This is a genomic window from Bradyrhizobium sp. ISRA436 (genome assembly GCF_029910015.1).
In the GTDB taxonomy this organism is placed as follows: domain Bacteria; phylum Pseudomonadota; class Alphaproteobacteria; order Rhizobiales; family Xanthobacteraceae; genus Bradyrhizobium.
On sequence record NZ_CP094520.1, the window covers coordinates 227,815 to 245,840 of the forward strand.

13 protein-coding genes and 7 pseudogenes are annotated in these 18,026 nt (G+C 59.5%); 13 read left to right on the forward strand and 7 right to left on the reverse strand.

The genetic code is table 11. From position 1 onward, the window contains the following. Positions 1 to 77: 77 nt before the first annotated feature. Both MTX23_RS35995 and MTX23_RS36000 read left to right on the forward strand, forming a co-directional pair. Complete coding sequence (locus MTX23_RS35995) at positions 78 to 293, forward strand: CBS domain-containing protein (protein WP_280978464.1); 216 nt, start codon at positions 78 to 80, stop codon at positions 291 to 293. A gap of 1,686 nt (positions 294 to 1,979) precedes the next feature. Next, a pseudogene (locus MTX23_RS36000) lies at positions 1,980 to 2,197 on the forward strand (IS21 family transposase); the annotation flags it as partial. Positions 2,198 to 2,215: 18 nt separating this feature from the next. Here MTX23_RS36000 and MTX23_RS36005 read toward each other — a convergent pair. Continuing rightward, positions 2,216 to 2,910: pseudogene (locus MTX23_RS36005) on the reverse strand (IS21 family transposase); the annotation flags it as partial. A gap of 299 nt (positions 2,911 to 3,209) precedes the next feature. On the opposite strand from MTX23_RS36005, the gene MTX23_RS36010 reads away from it, so the two are divergent. Together MTX23_RS36010 and MTX23_RS36015 are read left to right on the forward strand one after the other, a co-directional pair. Continuing rightward, positions 3,210 to 3,701 carry an Lrp/AsnC family transcriptional regulator gene (locus tag MTX23_RS36010; RefSeq protein WP_280978463.1) on the forward strand — a complete coding sequence of 164 codons (492 nt, stop codon included), beginning with the start codon at positions 3,210 to 3,212 and terminating at the stop codon, positions 3,699 to 3,701. Between the two features lie 116 nt (positions 3,702 to 3,817). Continuing rightward, on the forward strand, positions 3,818 to 3,958 hold the full coding sequence (locus tag MTX23_RS36015) for a hypothetical protein (RefSeq protein ID WP_280978462.1): 141 nt from the start codon (positions 3,818 to 3,820) through the stop codon (positions 3,956 to 3,958). 5 nt (positions 3,959 to 3,963) lie between these two features. Here MTX23_RS36015 and MTX23_RS36020 read toward each other — a convergent pair whose 3' ends face one another. Continuing rightward, positions 3,964 to 4,578: a hypothetical protein gene (locus MTX23_RS36020; RefSeq protein WP_280978461.1), complete on the reverse strand. Its 615-nt coding sequence runs from the start codon at positions 4,576 to 4,578 to the stop codon at positions 3,964 to 3,966. A gap of 198 nt (positions 4,579 to 4,776) precedes the next feature. Between MTX23_RS36020 and groES the strand changes: the two genes are divergently transcribed. The 4 genes and pseudogenes from groES to MTX23_RS36040 all read left to right on the forward strand — a co-directional run. Next, complete coding sequence (groES, locus tag MTX23_RS36025) at positions 4,777 to 5,091, forward strand: co-chaperone GroES (RefSeq protein WP_280978460.1); 315 nt, start codon at positions 4,777 to 4,779, stop codon at positions 5,089 to 5,091. An 87-nt stretch (positions 5,092 to 5,178) separates the two neighbouring features. Next, positions 5,179 to 6,828 carry a chaperonin GroEL gene (gene groL, locus MTX23_RS36030; protein ID WP_280978459.1) on the forward strand — a complete coding sequence of 550 codons (1,650 nt, stop codon included), beginning with the start codon at positions 5,179 to 5,181 and terminating at the stop codon, positions 6,826 to 6,828. Positions 6,829 to 9,270: 2,442 nt separating this feature from the next. Further along, positions 9,271 to 9,496: pseudogene (locus tag MTX23_RS36035) on the forward strand (8-amino-7-oxononanoate synthase); the annotation flags it as partial. Next, a pseudogene (locus MTX23_RS36040) lies at positions 9,496 to 9,604 on the forward strand (AAA family ATPase); the annotation flags it as partial. The pseudogenes MTX23_RS36035 and MTX23_RS36040, both read left to right, overlap by 1 nt. A 276-nt stretch (positions 9,605 to 9,880) precedes the next feature. Here MTX23_RS36040 and istB read toward each other — a convergent pair. After that, a complete protein-coding gene (gene istB, locus MTX23_RS36045) occupies positions 9,881 to 10,621 on the reverse strand; it encodes an IS21-like element helper ATPase IstB (protein ID WP_280973262.1) in 741 nt (246 codons plus the stop codon). A gap of 11 nt (positions 10,622 to 10,632) precedes the next feature. Next, the gene (gene istA, locus MTX23_RS36050) at positions 10,633 to 12,156 is read right to left on the reverse strand and encodes an IS21 family transposase (protein ID WP_280973261.1); all 1,524 of its coding nucleotides are present in this window, start codon (positions 12,154 to 12,156) and stop codon (positions 10,633 to 10,635) included. A 230-nt stretch (positions 12,157 to 12,386) separates the two neighbouring features. Here istA and MTX23_RS36055 point away from each other — a divergent pair. The 4 genes and pseudogenes from MTX23_RS36055 to MTX23_RS36070 form a co-directional block, all read left to right on the forward strand. Next, a pseudogene (locus MTX23_RS36055) lies at positions 12,387 to 12,639 on the forward strand (AAA family ATPase); the annotation flags it as partial. Between the two features lie 240 nt (positions 12,640 to 12,879). Then, positions 12,880 to 14,364, forward strand: a complete 1,485-nt coding sequence (locus tag MTX23_RS36060; RefSeq protein ID WP_280978616.1) for an ISL3 family transposase — start codon at positions 12,880 to 12,882, stop codon at positions 14,362 to 14,364. A gap of 71 nt (positions 14,365 to 14,435) precedes the next feature. After that, positions 14,436 to 14,666 (forward strand): annotated as a pseudogene (locus tag MTX23_RS36065) (AAA family ATPase); the annotation flags it as partial. After that, positions 14,663 to 14,999 (forward strand): annotated as a pseudogene (locus MTX23_RS36070) (aminotransferase class III-fold pyridoxal phosphate-dependent enzyme); the annotation flags it as partial. The pseudogenes MTX23_RS36065 and MTX23_RS36070, both read left to right, overlap by 4 nt. An 848-nt stretch (positions 15,000 to 15,847) precedes the next feature. Here the strand turns inward: MTX23_RS36070 and MTX23_RS36075 are convergent. Together MTX23_RS36075 and MTX23_RS36080 are read right to left on the reverse strand one after the other, a co-directional pair. Further along, positions 15,848 to 16,216: a hypothetical protein gene (locus MTX23_RS36075; protein WP_280978458.1), complete on the reverse strand. Its 369-nt coding sequence runs from the start codon at positions 16,214 to 16,216 to the stop codon at positions 15,848 to 15,850. A gap of 110 nt (positions 16,217 to 16,326) precedes the next feature. After that, complete coding sequence (locus MTX23_RS36080) at positions 16,327 to 16,854, reverse strand: Hsp20/alpha crystallin family protein (protein WP_280978457.1); 528 nt, start codon at positions 16,852 to 16,854, stop codon at positions 16,327 to 16,329. A gap of 242 nt (positions 16,855 to 17,096) precedes the next feature. Here MTX23_RS36080 and MTX23_RS36085 point away from each other — a divergent pair, with 242 nt between their 5' ends. Beyond that, positions 17,097 to 17,318 carry a hypothetical protein gene (locus MTX23_RS36085; RefSeq protein ID WP_280978456.1) on the forward strand — a complete coding sequence of 74 codons (222 nt, stop codon included), beginning with the start codon at positions 17,097 to 17,099 and terminating at the stop codon, positions 17,316 to 17,318. A gap of 158 nt (positions 17,319 to 17,476) precedes the next feature. Here the strand turns inward: MTX23_RS36085 and MTX23_RS36090 are convergent, their stop codons facing one another. Then, the gene (locus MTX23_RS36090) at positions 17,477 to 17,998 is read right to left on the reverse strand and encodes a hypothetical protein (protein ID WP_280978455.1); all 522 of its coding nucleotides are present in this window, start codon (positions 17,996 to 17,998) and stop codon (positions 17,477 to 17,479) included. Between the last annotated feature and the right edge of the window lie 28 nt (positions 17,999 to 18,026).

Consider the following 18,026-nt stretch of genomic DNA (forward strand, 5'->3'; position numbering starts at 1 on the left):
GTTCTTCTTCCGCGGCGGCGCGCCGCCGCGGGTCTATGACCGGCAACCGCCGCACCTAGTGACGACGCGGATAGGAGATGACGATTAGCGCGGAGATGACTCGCGAAGCAAAGCTCATAAACGCCAATGACGCACTCCAGCACGCAGCGAAGTTGATGAAGGATTGCGATTGCGGCGTATTGCCCGTCACCGAATGTGACCGGCTCATCGGAGTGATCAGCGATCGCGATATCGCGGTGCGCTGCATCGCAGGGGGGAACGGGCCGGATGCCAAAGTGCGCGACGCTGCCTAAGGCCGGTCGCGGCGACCTCGATAGTCGTGCGAGCCACGCTTTCGCAAAGAGGGTCGTCAGGATCAACCAAGCCCATCGGGGGCCCGTTTGATAGACGGAGCGCACGGTGACAACGAAGACGAGACGTAAGATCGATGCGGCACAGAAGGCATAGATCGCCTGGAAGCCGTGCGGGAGCAGACGCCGGTGGCCGCTCTGGCCCAACGCTGTGACCTTCACCCGAACTAGATTTTAGGAAGGCCACCGCCAGTTCCGCGAACCGGTGAGATATAGAACGCGTTTCCGCCTGAAATGGAGGTGGCAATGACGACTCCATGCAAGTGCTGCTTACACGAACCTGGCGATCCGGGGAATCCGTCGAAGAACGCGAACTAATCGCGGGATTTATTCGTCGACACGCGACTCATTGCATCAAACAAGATTGAAATATCGCTACAGTAATCAATCTCGACGAAGCAGCTCCGATGGAGCGTGGACTTCGCAAGGAAGGCGCACTCAGAGTCAAGCTTGTGCGCCCGGTGCAGGCAGCGAGAATTAGCAGAGCCGACGCCGCACTTCACGTGCGCGCTTAGTTCTGCGGCCATGAAAAGGGGGCTATCCACGTAATTCCGACAGGAGGCGAGGAATGCACAACATCTCGCATAGTTCCCACCACCGTTCAGTCCGGTGCTGCGCTATATGCGGCGGAAAGTTCGGGCTGATCCGCCACTACCATTGGCGAACGGCCCTTTGCTCCAGGAAATGCGTCGACTGCTTCAAGGCACGCCGGGAGGCCTACCACAAATGGCTTCGTTGGCTGCAAGCGGTTTGATACACAGTACCGGGGTATCAGGACGACTTTGAAAGCGAGTGCATTGAGCATCATGCACGAACTTGTTTTCGTCGTCTGCTCTAGCTTGTACACGGCGCGCGACCGATTCCATCGATGTTAAAAGCCTGTTTGATCGGGCGCACAGAAAATATCGCCTTAAAACACCCCGTATTAGCTATTGCAACCGCGGAGACGATAGTTCGCGGAAGCAAGCGTGGAATCCGGTGTCGAATGAGAACCCGCCAAGTACTGAGCGGCATTGCTGCAAGGTCTCTTGTCGCAGCCATATGGGCGTTTACTCGCAGACTTGGCCGCCGGTGGCAAATACCGGCGTCGGCGATTATTCTGTCGCGATGAGATTAAAGGCATGTTCTGTACATTGCGTGCTTAAAGTTGCTGCGGCGAGATCTCATGCCGACAAATTTAGAGACTTGTTAAGTTGACGTTACGCGGAGCGCATCTCCGATGCCGTCGGCGTTCCGCCACCTAGCTAGCCCCCGGAGGGCCGCCGGATGTCGTCTCGATTGCGAAGTTGCGAGCCCCGATAGCACAGCGCCGACCGCTTAAAATGCAAGCGGTCGGCGTTGGTTCTGGTAGCTGTGCTGCCCGAGCCGGAATACTCGATCTTCGATGATTCCGATCAGATAGCTGCATGTGCCATGCTGGTAGTGACCTATACGTCGACGAACAAGCGTTTCCCGGGAAGACCGACCTTGGGCGGCTCCCGTTTCGCCAGGAAGGGGCGCGACGCCTCGCCAAGCGCGAAGACGTGGCGAAACTCAAGTCAAAATTCGAAAGGCAGGAGAGGTTGCTTTGCGCAGTTGCGAGATCGATTTCCAGCCCGAGCCGAGGCTGTGAGCAAGGTCTCCGGCGGCGGCGAGAAATTGTTTGTCGACTATGCCGGCGACACGGTGCCGGTGGTTGACCGTAAGACCGGTGAGGTGCGTGCCGCACATCTTCGTCGCGGTCATGGGCGCATCCAGCTTGTCGTTCGCGCTGGCGACGTGGACCGAGCAGCTCGGCGACTGGATCGCGGGACATAACGCGGCCTTCAGCTTTTTTTGGCGGCGCGACGCAACTGCTGGTGCTCGATTTTGTTACCAGTAATAAAATCGAGCACGACATAGCTGGGAACCCCGCCAAAATACCGGAACGCCTCTTCGTGAAGCTGCGCCCAGACTTGCTGGCTGGATTGCCAAACCACCCGCCGGAAGCTGCGCCGCCAGTAGCGCAGCGTCATCACGAACAGGCGGGTAGCGGCCGCTCTTCGGATCAACGTCGGCGCGCCCTCCACCATAGTCGACCTGGGCATCCTCGCAGGGGGGAACTCAAGGCGATCACACTGCTCGGGGTCGGTGTGCCGCAACCGGCGCACAAACCGCTTGACGCTCTGGTAGCTAGACGGAAAGCCGAATTGATCAATTGATCGACCAGGTCCTGGTAAATCGCCTGCGCATTCCGCTTCAGGCGGACCCGTTCTTCGATCCACGTCCGATGCGCTTCGCAAGCCGAACAGGCCAGGCTGTTGGTGACCGTCGCTTCCGATGCCCCAAAAGCCGGTGGTCGGGGTGGAGGAATTTGGCCGTCCACGCTCACCGGGCCGGTGGTCACTTCCCCGGGGGAATTTGCCTCCGCACCAGCCCACAGCGCCCGGTAACGCCGGATCGTCTTGCGATCGACCCCCGTCAGCCTGTGGATCTCGCGCTGGCTGGCGTTGCGATCGAGTAGCGTAAATAGCGTGCTTTGCAGGTGTGGCTTCAAGACGTTCAACTCCCCGGTCCCTTGCTGGCTCAAGGGACCGAAAATCATGTTCGAGCGGTTCCTGACGTCAATGCTGCAGTGCGCGAACTATGTTCGCGTTGCAGCATGACAACGGCATGCCAGTGCTTCTACCAAGGAAGCGGTTTGAGCCGGAAATGGGCCTGCCGGCGACCGCTCGGAGGCGTGCCAACGGGCTGAATTGTGCCGGCAGTAGTTTCCCGCGCTTGACACCATAAAGTGCGTGCGGAAATTTCTTCGTATTTTCATGCCTTTGGACGACTTCCTTCGCGCGACGCAGGAAATCTGGCGGTGAAATTCACGTCAAGACTGGAGGGGATTATGCAATGCAATACGATCGGATAGACGCTCGCATCCTCGAGATCGTGCAAAAGAACAACCGTCTGACTTCCGAGGTGATCGGCGAAATGGCGGGGCTTTCTGCCACCGCGTGCCAACGACGGTTGAAGCGGCTCCGCTCGGAACACATCATTGAGGCCGATGTCTCAATCGTTTCGCCGAAGGCCGTTGGAAGACCAATCCAAATGCTTGTACTTGTTACAATGGAGCGGGAGCGTTCGGATATCATTGATAGGTTTAAGAAGGACATCAAATCGTCAGCTGATGTCGTCAACGGTTTCTATGTTACTGGCGATGCTGACTTTGTCCTGTACGTTACTGCACAAACCATGGAGGATTATGAGCAGTTCACCAGATGCTTCTTCTATAAGAATCCCGACATCAAATGCTTCAAGACGATGGTCGTATTAGATCGGGTAAAATCTGGCTTTGCTGTTCCGGTTGAGACTCCTCCCAGCGATAAACTAAGCAATCATTGATGCGCCCCAATCCTGCATGTTCAAAGCGATGCTGCTGCCTCTTTTGCTGCGGGGTGAAGGCGAACTCGAAGGCGTTTTCCGTCCTAGCTGCGAGTGTGGTCGTGCATGGGAATGTCATGAACGAGGTCGGCGAACGGCGTGATAGACAAGCCGCACTGCTCTGCTTCCCGTTCGCTATCTTGTCGATTGCGATGCTTGTCCTGCAGGGCTCGGCGAACGTTTTCGACGGTCTGGTAAAGCGTCAGGGGTCGGTGTGATGAGGCTATTTCCATCCCGGTTCGAAGCGATTCGCCGGCTGGTCGAGCAGGCCTTCGAGGTAACCAAGCGCAAGCGCTAAGAGCTCGGCGCCCTCCCCGTCCCCACCAATCAACCTTCGACGGCGCGAGCAGGAAATGCGTGCCGTCGAGGTCCTTTTGCCATTGCTCATTGCTCGGCGCGCTGCAGGTAACCCGGATTGATCCATTCCTGCAGACGATGGAAGATCAGCGTGTCCGTGATCCACTGAGCGATCTAGAGATTCATGAAGGGCGTGTTGTTCTTCACCATCTTGATTACCGTCGCCGCGCGCTCGCGCATCGCCGGCCCGCTCCCACATGCCCTCCTTGGTGCTGCCGCCAGCTTGCAATAGCTCCATCACATCGTCGATCTGATGAACACGAGCCGCAGCGAGACCGCGCGAATCATCTGCGTCACTTGCCCGAAAGGCAGCGAGAGCGAGACCACGAACGTCGAGCGCGCTCGCAATAGGGGGCGGCCGACAGCCTGGCGTCTCAATCCGGCACGTGAACGCTTGAATCTGATCTACGACCCGACCAAGGCGAAAGGCGCGTAGCAGCGGCACATTCAGGAAGCGTTCGCACTCGATACGCGTCTTCATCCTCCAGCATCTACGTCCTGATGACTTCGTTGCACTACTTTGTCCGTTTCGTACGGTGTTTGTCGGAGCAGGCGCCCTACAAACCCTTGCTCCCGAACAACACTGTCCTATTTCAGTTGCGCCTGCACTGGCACTCGCGGGCATGGATTGCTAGCAATCCATAAATCGTCAACTCATGCAAATGCTTAGGAGGACTGCATGAAATTCCGTCCGCTGCACGACCGCGTCGTGGTCAAGCGCATCGACGCCGAAGAGAAGACCGCCGGCGGCATCATCATTCCCGACACTGCCAAGGAAAAGCCCTCCCAGGGCGAAGTCATCGCGGTTGGCCCGGGCGGCCGCGACGAGAGCGGCAAGCTGATCCCCATCGACGTCAAGGTCGGCGACCGCGTGCTGTTCGGCAAATGGTCGGGCACCGAGGTCAAGATCGACGGCCAGGAGCTGTTGATCATGAAGGAGAGCGACATCATGGGCGTTCTCACCAACGTGTCTTCCAACAAGAAGGCCGCCTAATCCGCCGCTCGCACCGCTCACCCCTGAGGAGCGCCTGCCGGGCGCCCCGCCAAGGGTGGGAAGAAATGAAACTCAGGGAAATCAACTATGTCAGCTAAAGAAGTCAAATTCTCCGTCGAGGCGCGCGACAAGATGCTGCGCGGCGTCGACGTTCTCGCCAACGCGGTGAAGGTCACCCTCGGTCCGAAGGGCCGCAACGTGGTGCTCGAGAAGTCGTTCGGCGCTCCCCGCATCACCAAGGACGGCGTCACCGTCGCCAAGGAGATCGAGCTCGAGGACAAGTTCGAGAACATGGGCGCCCAGATGGTGCGCGAAGTCGCCTCCAAGTCCGCTGACGCGGCCGGCGACGGCACCACCACGGCGACCGTGCTCGCCCAGGCGATCGTGAAGGAAGGCGCCAAGTCGGTCGCCGCCGGCATGAACCCGATGGATCTGAAGCGCGGTATCGACCTCGCGGTCGAAGCCGTCGTGGCGGACCTCCAGAAGAACTCGAAGAAGGTCACCTCGAACGAGGAGATCGCCCAGGTCGGCACCATTTCGGCCAACGGCGATGCCGAGATCGGCAAGTTCCTCGCCGACGCCATGAAGAAGGTCGGCAACGAGGGCGTGATCACGGTCGAGGAAGCCAAGTCGCTCGAGACCGAACTCGACGTCGTCGAGGGCATGCAGTTCGACCGCGGCTACATCTCGCCCTACTTCGTCACCAACGCCGACAAGATGCGCGTTGAGATGGACGACGCCTACATCCTCATCAACGAGAAGAAGCTCTCCTCGCTGAACGAGCTGCTGCCGCTGCTCGAGGCCGTGGTGCAGACCGGCAAGCCGCTGGTCATCGTCGCGGAGGACGTCGAGGGCGAGGCGCTCGCCACCCTGGTCGTGAACCGCCTGCGTGGCGGCCTGAAGGTCGCGGCCGTCAAGGCTCCGGGCTTCGGCGATCGCCGCAAGGCCATGCTGCAGGACATCGCGATCTTGACCGGCGGCCAGGCCATCTCGGAAGACCTCGGCATCAAGCTCGAGAACGTCACGCTGCAGATGCTCGGTCGCGCCAAGAAGGTGATGATCGACAAGGAAAACACCACGATCGTCAACGGCGCCGGCAAGAAGGCCGATATCGACGCCCGCGTGGCCCAGATCAAGGCGCAGATCGAGGAGACCACCTCGGACTACGACCGTGAGAAGCTGCAGGAGCGTCTCGCCAAGCTCGCCGGCGGCGTCGCGGTGATCCGCGTCGGCGGCGCGACTGAGGTCGAGGTGAAGGAGCGCAAGGATCGCGTTGATGACGCGATGCACGCGACCCGCGCGGCAGTCGAGGAAGGCATCGTCCCGGGCGGCGGCGTCGCCCTGCTCCGTGCCACCGAAGCGCTCAAGGGCCTGCGCACCAAGAACGACGACCAGAAGACCGGCGTCGAGATCGTGCGCAAGGCCTTGTCCTGGCCGGCTCGTCAGATCGCGATCAACGCTGGCGAGGATGGCTCGGTCGTGGTCGGCAAAGTCCTGGAGAAGGATCAGTACTCTTACGGCTTCGATGCACAGACCGGGGAGTATAGCAACCTGGTCTCCAAGGGCATCATCGATCCTACAAAGGTCGTGCGAGCCGCAGTCCAGAACGCGTCCTCCGTGGCGGCGCTCCTGATCACCACCGAGGCCATGGTCGCCGAGTTGCCGAAGAAGCCGGCCGCCGGGCCCGCAATGCCGCCTGGCGGCGGCATGGGCGGCATGGGTGGAATGGACTTCTGATCCAATCGCGTCACGCGAACCGCGAAAACCCCGGCAGCAATGCCGGGGTATTTGTTTGTTCTTGCAATCTTTCTGCCACGTGACACCAGGCTCGCATTACGCGCGCCCCGAGCGTCACGTCCGTTCGAACCGTGTGAAGCATTTCATCTGCTTCTTCGGCAGCATTGCCCCCAATGTTTTGGTTAGCGCTGAGAGAACAACTATCGAGTTGAAATCGCTGACATACGGGATTTACTTGGCTGGAACGATTGGTCGGCAGCAGAGTTCTGTTGTGAGTCAGCCAAACCTCGCGGTGCTTGCCCGGACTGTGGTCGACGCCATCGACCACCAACCGTGCGAAGGAACCCGGAGGGGTCTCGATGCAAGTGCTGAGCGTGTGCCTTGCGCCCGACATGCGACCAAGCTTTCAGACTACGATGGTCGAGGCGAATATCTCGATGAGCGAGTCCATACCTAAAGCCGGCGATCGCGAGCGATCGCGCCTGCGATCCACGACCACGGCGCCCGCAACGTTGCAACCGCGCGTTGTGCACTCGAGCCGCAAGCCGCGCTGCAGCAGCGCCGTCTGTTGCTCGCTCTCGATCCTTGCATCTGCCATGGCACCTCGATGCGAAACGTGGCCGGACGACGAGAATAGCGGACGCTTGGTGGAGCAGCCAGGAGTTACTCCCGCGTCACAACTGAGCTTATGATCACGTCGTGGCCCGCCCAGGGTTGTACGCAACTGACCGCTCCTTTTGTTACGAATGTTTCACTTTCTCGAAGCCATATTGCGACGCTGCTTTGCTCAATACTAAACATCGTCGAACGGAAAGAGCCCACGATCGAACCGAGCGACCGTCTCGTCAGCTTCGTGTAAGAGTGCGCTCGTATCATCGGCTCCCAGATTTCAGTCGCGACGTTGCGTCGCACTTGTTGGGCGTGCATCATGTGTCCGAGGCTACTGGGTCGTTTGTGCATGGCGGCAGCCGCCCTTCCGGTGGCCGTGCATTTGAGATTCGCCGTTTGGGCGGTCTGGGCTTTCGCACTCCTCGTCGGGATCAGCGTCTATTTGCTGAACATGACGCTGCGAGAGCGCAAGACTACAGAAAACGAATAAGCAATCATTCGCAGACGTCCGCACAGGCCGCGTAAACCAGCAATACTGACGCAAACAAAGAGCCTGACGCCGCTAGGCGGCTTTCACTGGCACTTGCTATTCAGACGATTTAAGTCGATCGGACACACCCAGCTATCGACGTTGAACGCAGTCCTAAACCGATGCAACTTGCGGTCAAGCTTGTCACGCTCTGGCCCGTGTGGCGTATTCACGATTTGGGCCTCGATGCGCGCGAGTTCGGCGGCAATCAATACTTTGAAAGTTGGCGATCTGGTCGTCACGAAGGCAGCAGGGTGCATAAATGCGTTGGCAGGTGATAGCTGAATGGGCCGCACGACCCGACTTTTCCGCGTTGCACGAGTCACCTCTTTAGCTCATGTCTACGGCATGACGGCTTGCCACGTTCTATTATGGCTTCGTGGCCGAACAGCAGCACGGCGATTGCTCCCCACAGCTTTAGCCTTTGCGCACCTGGCGCAAGAGTTTCGTAAGCCACAAGGCTCCCCCTTCGCCAACGAAGCGACCTTCTTGCTTGATCACAAAACCCTGGCGGGAGGCAAGGCCTCAGACGACACGTTCTCACGCTCGATTAAACCGGACTTCGTTCCGCTTCGGCAACGACGACTACGTCGCGTCTCGCATCGCTGTGTTGACAGGTTCGGTTCGTTATCGCCGTCCATACTTTTGTACGGAACGGACTCAACATGCATTCGTAAGCCTGTTTTGTGCCATGGCGGTACGCGCCGTACTTCGTAGAGCCTTCAGGCTCTCAAGTGATCACTGACGGTCAGTCGGCGCCGCTCCAGCGCCGGCAAACGCCTCATTCACGATTGCTCGGGTCGATCGAAGGCAGGGCAAGCAGCACGAGGCCAACTACGGCCAGTGCCAGGAAGCCGACAGAGAAAAGATCAAGCATGAAACACTCTCAATTGCACCCCAGAAGACATGGCCGCAGCTCCTCGGATGAGAAAGAGCGCGCGTCTGCCAAAAGATGGGACATTGTATCGGGCAAGAGCTCTCTACAGAGACCTTATCGTCCGAACTCTGCGCGTTTACCCCGCGAGCGTCGGTGCAGTCGAAAGACCACCCAAGGTGCTCCGGGAAAGAGGACGTCATGAAAGAAAATGAACCTGGCTTGCAGCGCGTTCGCGCGCTCAACATGAGCACCGCGCTGTTTCAGCAGGTCCATGCACAACTTTACATTATAGACATTAGCGGAATTGATGACGCCTCAAAGCAGCGAATCTGTCCGTAACGTACAGCACGCAACGCTACACGAGGAGCCTGAGCGGCAGCGGGGTCTGGCCAATTGCTCGGGAGATCGCCGTGCGGCCTGCTCGTGTCCATCGAACTCACAGATCGTTCGCCTATATTGTCGATGACAATGCGCATGTGATGGGGCTCGCTTCTGCCCTTCAGGTTCGTGGCTTTGACATCCGTGGAAAACGGCCCCCACCTGTGCCGGCGGGAACGGTATGGCTGCGACTTTTCCCGACGCTCAATGTCAGAGAGGATGACGTATCCGACATGCCTGATGCGTTAGTCGAGGAGACGTGGATGACTTTCTGATGAATCAGCGGATCGTAATCACGGGCAGAGGATACCGGGATCAGCAAGACGGTGTTTTCCGCCGGGCTCGCAGATCTCATCGGCGCGGATTATTGGAAGCCGATTCAGGTCTGTCTCGGAGAGATTTGCGGATTCCGATGATCGCGCGCAGTTATTCCAATCGGATGCCGCGCAGCGTTCCAATCTGATCGCGCGCATGTGAAGCACCCGATCGTTAAAGGCAATTGGCACTATCGTTGGCCCGTGGTCAAGCGGCCGCCGAAGAGATCACGTTGGTGTCGCTCGATGGAGCGAAGCTGACTGGCCGCGCACCCCCAACAGTGCCGTAGCGGCCGGTCAGCTTCGCGGGCCGCAGTCTCGGTCGTCATCGGGCCGACGATGTAGTCAAGGCCGAGGAAGAACCGGCGGGCGACGCATGGAGTCACCGTTCAGTTCGAGCCTGTGAGCGTTGTGAAGCAGGCGATCAAGTATGGCATCAGCGTAAGTTGGGTCGTTTATGAGCTCATGCCATTTGGCAATTGGAAGCTGGCTGGTGACGAGTGTTGATCGACGGCCGTAGCGGTCCTCAAGGATTTCGAGCAGATGATGCCGGGCATTGGCGTCGATGGCCTGGAGGCCCCAATCGTCCAAAATCAGGAGCTCGACCGCGGCGATGCTCTTCATCCGCGAAGTGAGTCGGCCGTCGCCCCGGGCAAGGTCCAGTTCTTCGAACAACCGCGGCAGCCGGGTGTAAAGTACCGAGTGGTTGTCCCGGCAGGCCTTGTGACCAAGCGCACAGCCAAGCCAGCTTTTCCCGACGCCGGTTGGCCCGACAATGGCACAATTCTCGTGGTTCTTGATCCAGTCTCCCTTGAGCAGCATGTCGAACAAGCGGCGGTCGAGCCCACGGGGTGCGCGGTAGTCGATATCCTCGGGCACGGCATGATGACGCAGCTTTGCCTTGCGAAGACGAAGCGCTAGGCGCCGGTTGTTACGCCAGGTCGCCTCATGGTCCAGCAGCAACGCCAACCATTCGGCGTGAGCGAGACCGTGGACCTCCTCGTTGTCGGCGAGGCTCGTAAAGGCCTCGGCCATGCCGGTAAGGCCGAGCCGGGTAAGCAAGTTGAGTGTGGGGTGTGTCAGCATTTTCTTCCCTTTTAGTGGTAATAGTCCGAGCCTCTGATGTTGGTGTGTAGGATCGGCTCGCGCTCGGGGGACGCGGGCGTTGCAACACGATCGAGCCCCTTCTCGAGGATCGATTTGACGCTTGGGTAGTTGCGAGCCTGGATCTCAATCGCACGCAGCGCGGCCGCCTCGAGGCGCTCGGCGCCGAAGCGCTTCTCAAGCCGGATGATCCCCAGGCACGAACGATAGCCCTGTTCGGGATGCGGCCGATCCTCGATGATCCGGTCGATCAGCAGGCGCAGCATCGGGCCGATCCGGCTTGCCTCGCTGCGGATCTTTGCCGGCGTCCACTCGCCATAGCGCCGGTGGCTGGAAGGCATGTGGGCGCTGATCGTCGTGTGCCGCCCGTTGCCACTGCCGCGCATGTGCGCGGCGATACGCTCGCCCCCCAGGAAGATTTCAACCGTTCGCGCACAGATCCGCGCTTCGACCTCGCGACGGGCGAAGCGATAGGGCACCGAGTAGTAGTGTCGTTCGATCTCGACGTGATAGTCGAGCCCGACCCGGCATCGGCGCCATTCGGCATGGACCCACGGCTCGCCGGGGAGCGGTTTAAGATTCGGCGCGTCAATTTCCTCGAACAGCTGGCGCCGCGTGCGGCCATACTGGCGCAGTACCCGTCCGTCATTGAGCTTGGCCAGCCACTCGGCAATCGCACCGTTGAGTTCGGCCAGGCTGTAAAAAGTGCGGTTACGCAGCCGCCCTAGCAGCCAGCGCTCGATGATTCCGACGCAGGCCTCAACCTTCGCTTTGTCTCTCGGGCGACGCGGCCGTGCCGGCAAAATCGCCGTGCCGTAATGCTGCGCCATATCGCTGTAGCTGCGGTTGACCATAGGGTCGTAGAGGCAGGCCTTGATCACCGCGATCTTGGCGTTGTCGGGTACCAGCAGTTGTGTCGCGCCGCCAAAAAAGCTGAAGGCCGCGTTATGTCCCTCGATCCAGTCGCCGAGTTGCTCCGTCCACGTCGCTAGCGCGAACGACAAGCTGGATGCGCCCATGACCGCGACGAAGATGTGCGCGTCACGCACCTCGCCAGTCCTACGGTCAACCACCGGCACCTTGTCGCCGGCATAGTCGACAAACAATTTCTCGCCCCCGCCGTGGTGATGGCGCATCACCAGCGGCAGCCGGCCTTCCCAGTTGCGGAACAAGTCACAGAAACGGCTGTACCGGTACCCGTCCGGATGCTCTGCAATGTACTCGTCCCACAGCACCTGCAAGGTCACATGCTTGCGCTTGAGTTCGCGGGCAATAACGGACCAGTCAGGCTCAGCCACCTTGCGGCGACCCGGCTTCACGCCAGGCATCCCGTACAGCAGTTGCTCCAGCTCGGCGTCGCTTATCGCTTCAGGGACTGGCCATGCCAGATCCGCGCGCGCAAACCGCTTCAGCGTGTCACGTACCGCCGTCGCCCCGATGCCGACGCGCTCGCCAACCACGCGTGTCGAGAGCCCAGCCTCAAGGCTCAACCTCACAATCTCGCGCACCTGGCGCATGATAACCCTCCTCGTCGGCATCCAATCCTCCCAGCTGCTTCCAGCCGAAGAAATGGCCCAACGATCGGGCCTCACACCATCCGAAACTGCGCGCGATCAAATCGGAATGCTGCGCGGACAATGCTCGGAATGCTGCGCGCGATCATCTCGGAACCCTGCGCGCCATCAAGTCGGTACGGTGCGCACCATCATCTCGGAATCCGCAGAGATTGATGCCGAGCTCATCTCAAGGCACTCTCTCACCCGATCGCATTGTGCCGGAGCGTTACCGCCTTCGAACGCCCGCTTCACCCCATCAAGCCGCCGAAATCGACGGAGTTCGCATCGATTTGGATTCGCTCGATGTGCGAGACACCGGGGAGCGACCGTTACTGATTGAGGGAGCCGGTGGGCTCATGGTGCCGCTGCGCGGCGGCATACTTTACATTGACATTTTCGAGCGATGGCGGCTTCCCCGTCGTACTCTGCGCGAGCACCGCGCTGGTGCGCGGCGGCGATCAGGGTGAGACTCCAGCGACAATCAAGGGTTCTTCCGCACATTTGGTGCAGGGTGTGGGATTCACGGACAGTGCGAATAAGGGCATAAGGTTGGAATCGCAGTCGACGCCGTGCTTCGCCTTGCTCCAAGCCTTCCGCTCGCTGATTTCCCCCGAGCTTTTGATTGTCCAGATACTTCCCCAAACTGACAGGGTGGTACTCGTGGCTCGACCGAAGGCAGCGGTCGTGCTCTGTCCCTGTTGCAGCTACCAAACTCGTCGGGTCCACAGCCACTACACGCGACGGTTAGCCGATCTGCCATGGCAGGGTCAGGTGGTCGAAATCCGTCTTCAGGCGCGACGGTTTCGATGCGCGAACCCCGGATGCCTGCGCCGAATATTTACCGAGCGACTACCGACGACAGTACGGCCGAGAGCGAGACGAACAATCCGTCTCGGCGAGAGCCAATTGGCGATCGGCTTTGCTGTGGGCGGAGAGCCCGGCTCGCGCCTGTCGCACAAACTCGCCATGCCGGTTAGCGGCGATACCTTGCTGCGGATGGTTCACTCGGCCCCCTTACCGGATTTTGCTGCTCCGACTGTCGTCGGCATCGACGATTGGGCTTGGCGTCGTGGCCAACGATATGGAACGATTATCTGCGATCTGGAGCGCAATTGCGTGCTTGATCTGCTTCCGGATCGCAACGCCGACAGTGTTGCTCGCTGGCTGAAGAGCTGGCCGGGGATCAAGATTGTGGCCCGCGATCGTGCGGGTCTTTATGCTGACGGCGCACGCTGTGGTGCGCCCAACGCAGTTCAGGTCGCGGACCGATGGCACTTACTTAATAGCTTGGGGGACGCCTTGCGTCATGCGGTCGGTCGCCATCGTCACAATCTAGCCGCAGCGGTGCAAATCATGGCCGCCGCAAAAACTCCGATCACCGGCGTGTCCGCGCCAGCGCCGGGCCTTGCACAATTACGAGCGGATAGACGAGCTGCGCGACGCGAACGTTGGGATGAAATTTGTCGCCTCCGCGCGCAAGGTTGTCCGACATCCGGCATCGGCAAACTGCTCGGTGTCGACAGGCGCACTGTCCAGCGCTGGCTCGCCGCCGGCGGCGAGCCAGAGCATTCGCGTCCTCATAGACCCTCGCATCTTCTCGCGCCCTTCGAGGCATGGCTTGAAGCGCGATGGGCCTCAGGCAGCCGGGTGGGTCAGCAGCTTTGGCGGGAGCTTCAGCAGCAGGGTTATATCGGAAGTCGGGTGACGATAGCGCGATGGGCCGCGAACAGGCGTGAACGTGAAGCCCCTGAAGGAGCAGCACAACCGCCCCCGACCTGGAAAGCTCCTACACGTCGTCGCTGTGCTTGGTATTTGAGCCAGAATCTGGATCAGATCGATGCTGAAGCCAAGCTGTTTCTCGGACACCTGTTTGCGCAAGCGCCGGAACTCGCCACGGCAGCCGAGCTGGCGAAGCGATTTGTGTCCCTTCTCGGCGGCGGCGACATCGCCGAGCTCGATGAGTGGATCGCGCAAGCAGCCAACAGCGAGCTCAAGAGCTTCGCCAACGGCATCGCGCGCGACGTCGACGCCGTCCGCGCAGCAATAACCACGTCCTGGACAACCAGTCCTGTCGAAGGCCAGATCAGCAGGATCAAAGCCATCAAACGACAGATGTATGGTCGCGCAAGTTACCCGTTACTGCGTCGACGCGTGCTTCTGGCCGCCTGAAATCGACCGACCTTCCGTTGCTCTCGATGCACCAAATGTGCGGAAGAACCCCTGATTGTCGCGCTATAGCGCTGGGTACCATCAACCAATCGCTGCCCTCGATAGAGGCTCTGCCAAAGCGCCAGCTCGCCATTCTTGGGGTTGCATTCATTGGCGAACGGAGTGCGGAAGCTGAAAGAGCAATTTGCGAGATCGGCCGGGTGCGGTGGTTGGGGCGGTTGCCCTGGATTGCTCCTCTCTCGTCAGACATGCTGCAGGCTGCGTTCAACGCGTCATTCCGCCGAGATGATTTCAAGCCATGATGCCAAAGAAGTCGTCGGTCTGGCATCCGTTCACGCAACATGCGCTTCAAGATGAGATGACGAAGATTGCGCGTGGTGATGGCGCCTATCTCCACACGGCGGATGGTCGCCGCATCATAGATGCAATCTCATCTTGGTGGGTCGTGACCCACGGCTATTGCCATCCACATATCGTGAGAGCGATCCAGGAACAGGCTGGCACGCTTAACCAGATCATCTCTGCCGGCTATACCCACGATGCGGCGAAGGAGATTGCTGAGCGGACTTCTGAAGCTGGCACCGGACGGTCTCGACTACGTCTTGTTCTCCGACAGCGGCCCAACCAGTGCCGACGCAACGAACATTCGCAAACCGCGAACCAGTGCGGAAATTCTCAATTGCCGATGCCCGCGAGGTAACCGGCATCGCTCGTCTTCAGATCGAGGGCCCTAACGGCGGCCGATGCGCTGGCTTGAGCCAAATGAGTTGGGGCTCCGGCTTCAGGGATTGCGGCTTGTCCAGGATCCGGCAAGACGGGGTCCGACGGGCATTACGTAGATTCGTGAATCTGTGCCTCGGCGGAAATACTCCAAGCTGGGTGCAGTAGTCTCGCCGCCTCGGGTGGCACGAGAGCGACGTTCTCGCCCGTCGCAATACGCTCCGGGACGAGGGCAAATTTCACTAAACGCCAGGCTTCCGCTGAGAGCCACGCTGTTTCCATCTGGTCAATGCACAAGGTGCTGAACGATAGCTGAATTGAGTATCTATGAAAGCAATCGGTGAGTACGTAATGTACCGAACGCACCTTAATCAGTGCACTCGTAACGTCTTCACCTTCGTCCGTATCCATCATGGCCCGAGACGCGGACTGATTGATTGGCTGGCGCTGTCCTAATTAGGACACTCCTTTCATCAAATTAGGACAGGCCGATTTCATATAGATTTTACCTCGTGCAGGCCGATTGGACCTCGCTACCCCGTGCTGTCCTCGGGGTCGCCTTAGACTGCGGCGGCCCTGTCGTGTTCTCAGCACGGCAGGGCCGTTTCCGAGGGCTCGCCGCGCCTGCGTGGCCTTTAGTTATCACCGGACCGCTTGAGAGCCACACCTTTTTCAAATACCTACGCCGGCCGCAGCAAGACGCGCCCGACGCAGATGTTAGAGAGACTCGGCAAGATGCAAGCAGCTTGTTCGACGGAATACGTCAATCACGTTGCGATCGCCGGGGAGCTTCGGTCATTGGTACGGAATTTGATGGAGGATGTCGAGCCGTTTCCAAGATACCATCGCGCGGCATGATTGGCTTGGGCATCAGGCTATCGATCAGCGCGGTCGTGGATTCGAGCTCGCGATCGCCGTTGCCGGCTCCTACGCAGTGGGTCCACTGGAGGCGCTCCGATTGATGTCTAAGCGCATCGGTGCGCAGAGCAAGCTTATCGTATTCGGCCGCCACCCTGACCAGGCGGTTTCTCATCGCCACATCGTGAAGGTATGCGTCAGCCTTGTCTCGCGTTAGCGCGGCGCGTTGCCGCCAATAGTCTCCGTCGTACTCTTGGGTCTTTTCATCGGCCATGGTTGTCCTCCCTTAAGGCACTCTGCTGCTCAGTGAGCAGCAGATTGCGTATCAACCGGACACGCCACTCGCGCAGGCGGCTCCAGGCCTGCGTGAGCTGATTCGAACTCTCACGCTGCCGCCCTAACCTCGCTCTTCTTGGCCGGCTTCTGCGCTTCCGCTGTCTTCGGCAGCGTCACTTTCAGCACGCCGTTCTTGAACGTTGCTTCGATCTTGCCGGTGTCGACGCCATCGGGCAGATCGAGAAAGCGCTCGAACGAGCCGTAGCGACGTTCGGAGCGGTAGTAGTCCTTCGACTTCTCTTCCTTCTCCTCCTTCTTCTCGCGCTTGATGGTGATCCCGCCGTTGGCGAGGCTCACCTCGATATTCTTCTCGTCCATTTCAGGCATTTCGGCCGTGAACTCGTCGGCCTGGTCGCTTTCGGCGACGTCGACGGCCGGGTTGGCGACGAATTTCCTCGGCCATGCTCGCTCGAATGCTGCGAGCGGCTGAATCGGCCGCCGCCACGACTCCTCGCCGAAGCCTTCGAACAAGCGATCGACTTCCTGTCTGCGCGTTTCGAACGGACGCCATACCTCGCCAGCGAACGCGGCTTTGCTGGCCTTCTTCGCAACGGGTCGTTTGGTATCGTTTGGCATGATCAACTCTCCATTTTGAGGCTGGGAGTTGTTCTTTTAGCCCTCGCGCGGAGTGCCCCTTTGATCTCTCTCAACATGAGGCGGGCCCAGGCTGACGGCTGTCGGTGACGCGTCCGCGGAGTATTATTGTGCGGACGCAGCCCTTTGTCGCCCTCATTGTTGTGGCAACGAGACCATACTATTGTCCGTATCGTACAGATACGACACGCAACTGCTGTCAGGTGTCCTCACGAGTATCTGGCATGCCGTTCTCGGCAATGCCGGCACCATCATTTCTTTTCGGGTCGGTGCCGACGATGCTGCGTATCTTGCCCGCGAATCTCAGCCGCGCTTCGCTGCTGCTGATCTTCTTCAGCTTGAGACCATCACGTGTATCTCAAGCGTATGATCGACGGCATGTCGAGCGTGCCATTCAGCGCGGTGACGATGTCGAGCGGATGAGGTCCGCTATTTTCCATCAATGAGAATTGATCTCTTCTCTCAACCGAGCGACGCCAACTCGCACGTTTCGCACTAAAGTGGCGCGCTACTGACACAATGGATGTTAAATGGCCCGCTTGATGTATCGCGCAGAGAACACACTCTTGTACCTGAAATTGCGACAGAGGCATTTTACGCAGCCCTACGGGGCTCCTACCCGAACTCGGCCGCCGGCTTCAAACGGCACGGCGGCCCCTTTGTTTGGCTGGCCTAAACAGTGACTGCGATCTCTTGCTCTCTTGAGCTGACCCGTCAGCGGACCAGCACGAAACTGGGCCATGTCTGCCGCGCGCCGATCCAGCCTGACGCGACCGATCCCGGGAAGATCAAGAGGCTCAAGGCCGACGACTTCGCCCTGTTCTTCGTCCGAGACTTGCTCGGCTTCGGCTCGAAGACCCGGATCGGCGTCTGGCCCGATCTCATTGCCGCCGATGAGGCAGAGGTCGCAATCCATCTCAGGCTCGAAGAGATCGCCGAGCAGCTTACCCGCGCCGCCGGGAAAACTGAGACTTCGAATATCTATGAATTGTAGCTCGCCTGCTCGATTTCCGCCCGAAGGACTCAAGGAGACTAAAATGCCGCCACAGCTCGTCATCGCGACGATCATTGACTGATCGCCCGTAAGCGGCTGAATGCGGATATCGACGAAGCCCGCTTCCTTCATCCAACCGATAGCTCCCCCGCCAACGCAC

What these genes read in the sequence shown, in the direction of transcription:
- MTX23_RS36075 (WP_280978458.1), bottom strand. Translation starts at nt 16,216, where the DNA reads ATGGCCGATGAAAAGACCCAAGAGTACGACGGAGACTATTGGCGGCAA.
- MTX23_RS36010 (WP_280978463.1), top strand. Translation starts at nt 3,210, where the DNA reads ATGCAATACGATCGGATAGACGCTCGCATCCTCGAGATCGTGCAAAAG.
- MTX23_RS36080 (WP_280978457.1), bottom strand. Translation starts at nt 16,854, where the DNA reads ATGCCAAACGATACCAAACGACCCGTTGCGAAGAAGGCCAGCAAAGCC.
- istA (WP_280973261.1), bottom strand. Translation starts at nt 12,156, where the DNA reads ATGCGCCAGGTGCGCGAGATTGTGAGGTTGAGCCTTGAGGCTGGGCTC.
- istB (WP_280973262.1), bottom strand. Translation starts at nt 10,621, where the DNA reads ATGCTGACACACCCCACACTCAACTTGCTTACCCGGCTCGGCCTTACC.
- MTX23_RS36015 (WP_280978462.1), top strand. Translation starts at nt 3,818, where the DNA reads ATGAACGAGGTCGGCGAACGGCGTGATAGACAAGCCGCACTGCTCTGC.
- MTX23_RS35995 (WP_280978464.1), top strand. Translation starts at nt 78, where the DNA reads ATGACGATTAGCGCGGAGATGACTCGCGAAGCAAAGCTCATAAACGCC.
- MTX23_RS36085 (WP_280978456.1), top strand. Translation starts at nt 17,097, where the DNA reads ATGCCGTTCTCGGCAATGCCGGCACCATCATTTCTTTTCGGGTCGGTG.
- groL (WP_280978459.1), top strand. Translation starts at nt 5,179, where the DNA reads ATGTCAGCTAAAGAAGTCAAATTCTCCGTCGAGGCGCGCGACAAGATG.
- MTX23_RS36020 (WP_280978461.1), bottom strand. Translation starts at nt 4,578, where the DNA reads ATGAAGACGCGTATCGAGTGCGAACGCTTCCTGAATGTGCCGCTGCTA.
- groES (WP_280978460.1), top strand. Translation starts at nt 4,777, where the DNA reads ATGAAATTCCGTCCGCTGCACGACCGCGTCGTGGTCAAGCGCATCGAC.
- MTX23_RS36090 (WP_280978455.1), bottom strand. Translation starts at nt 17,998, where the DNA reads ATGAAGGAAGCGGGCTTCGTCGATATCCGCATTCAGCCGCTTACGGGC.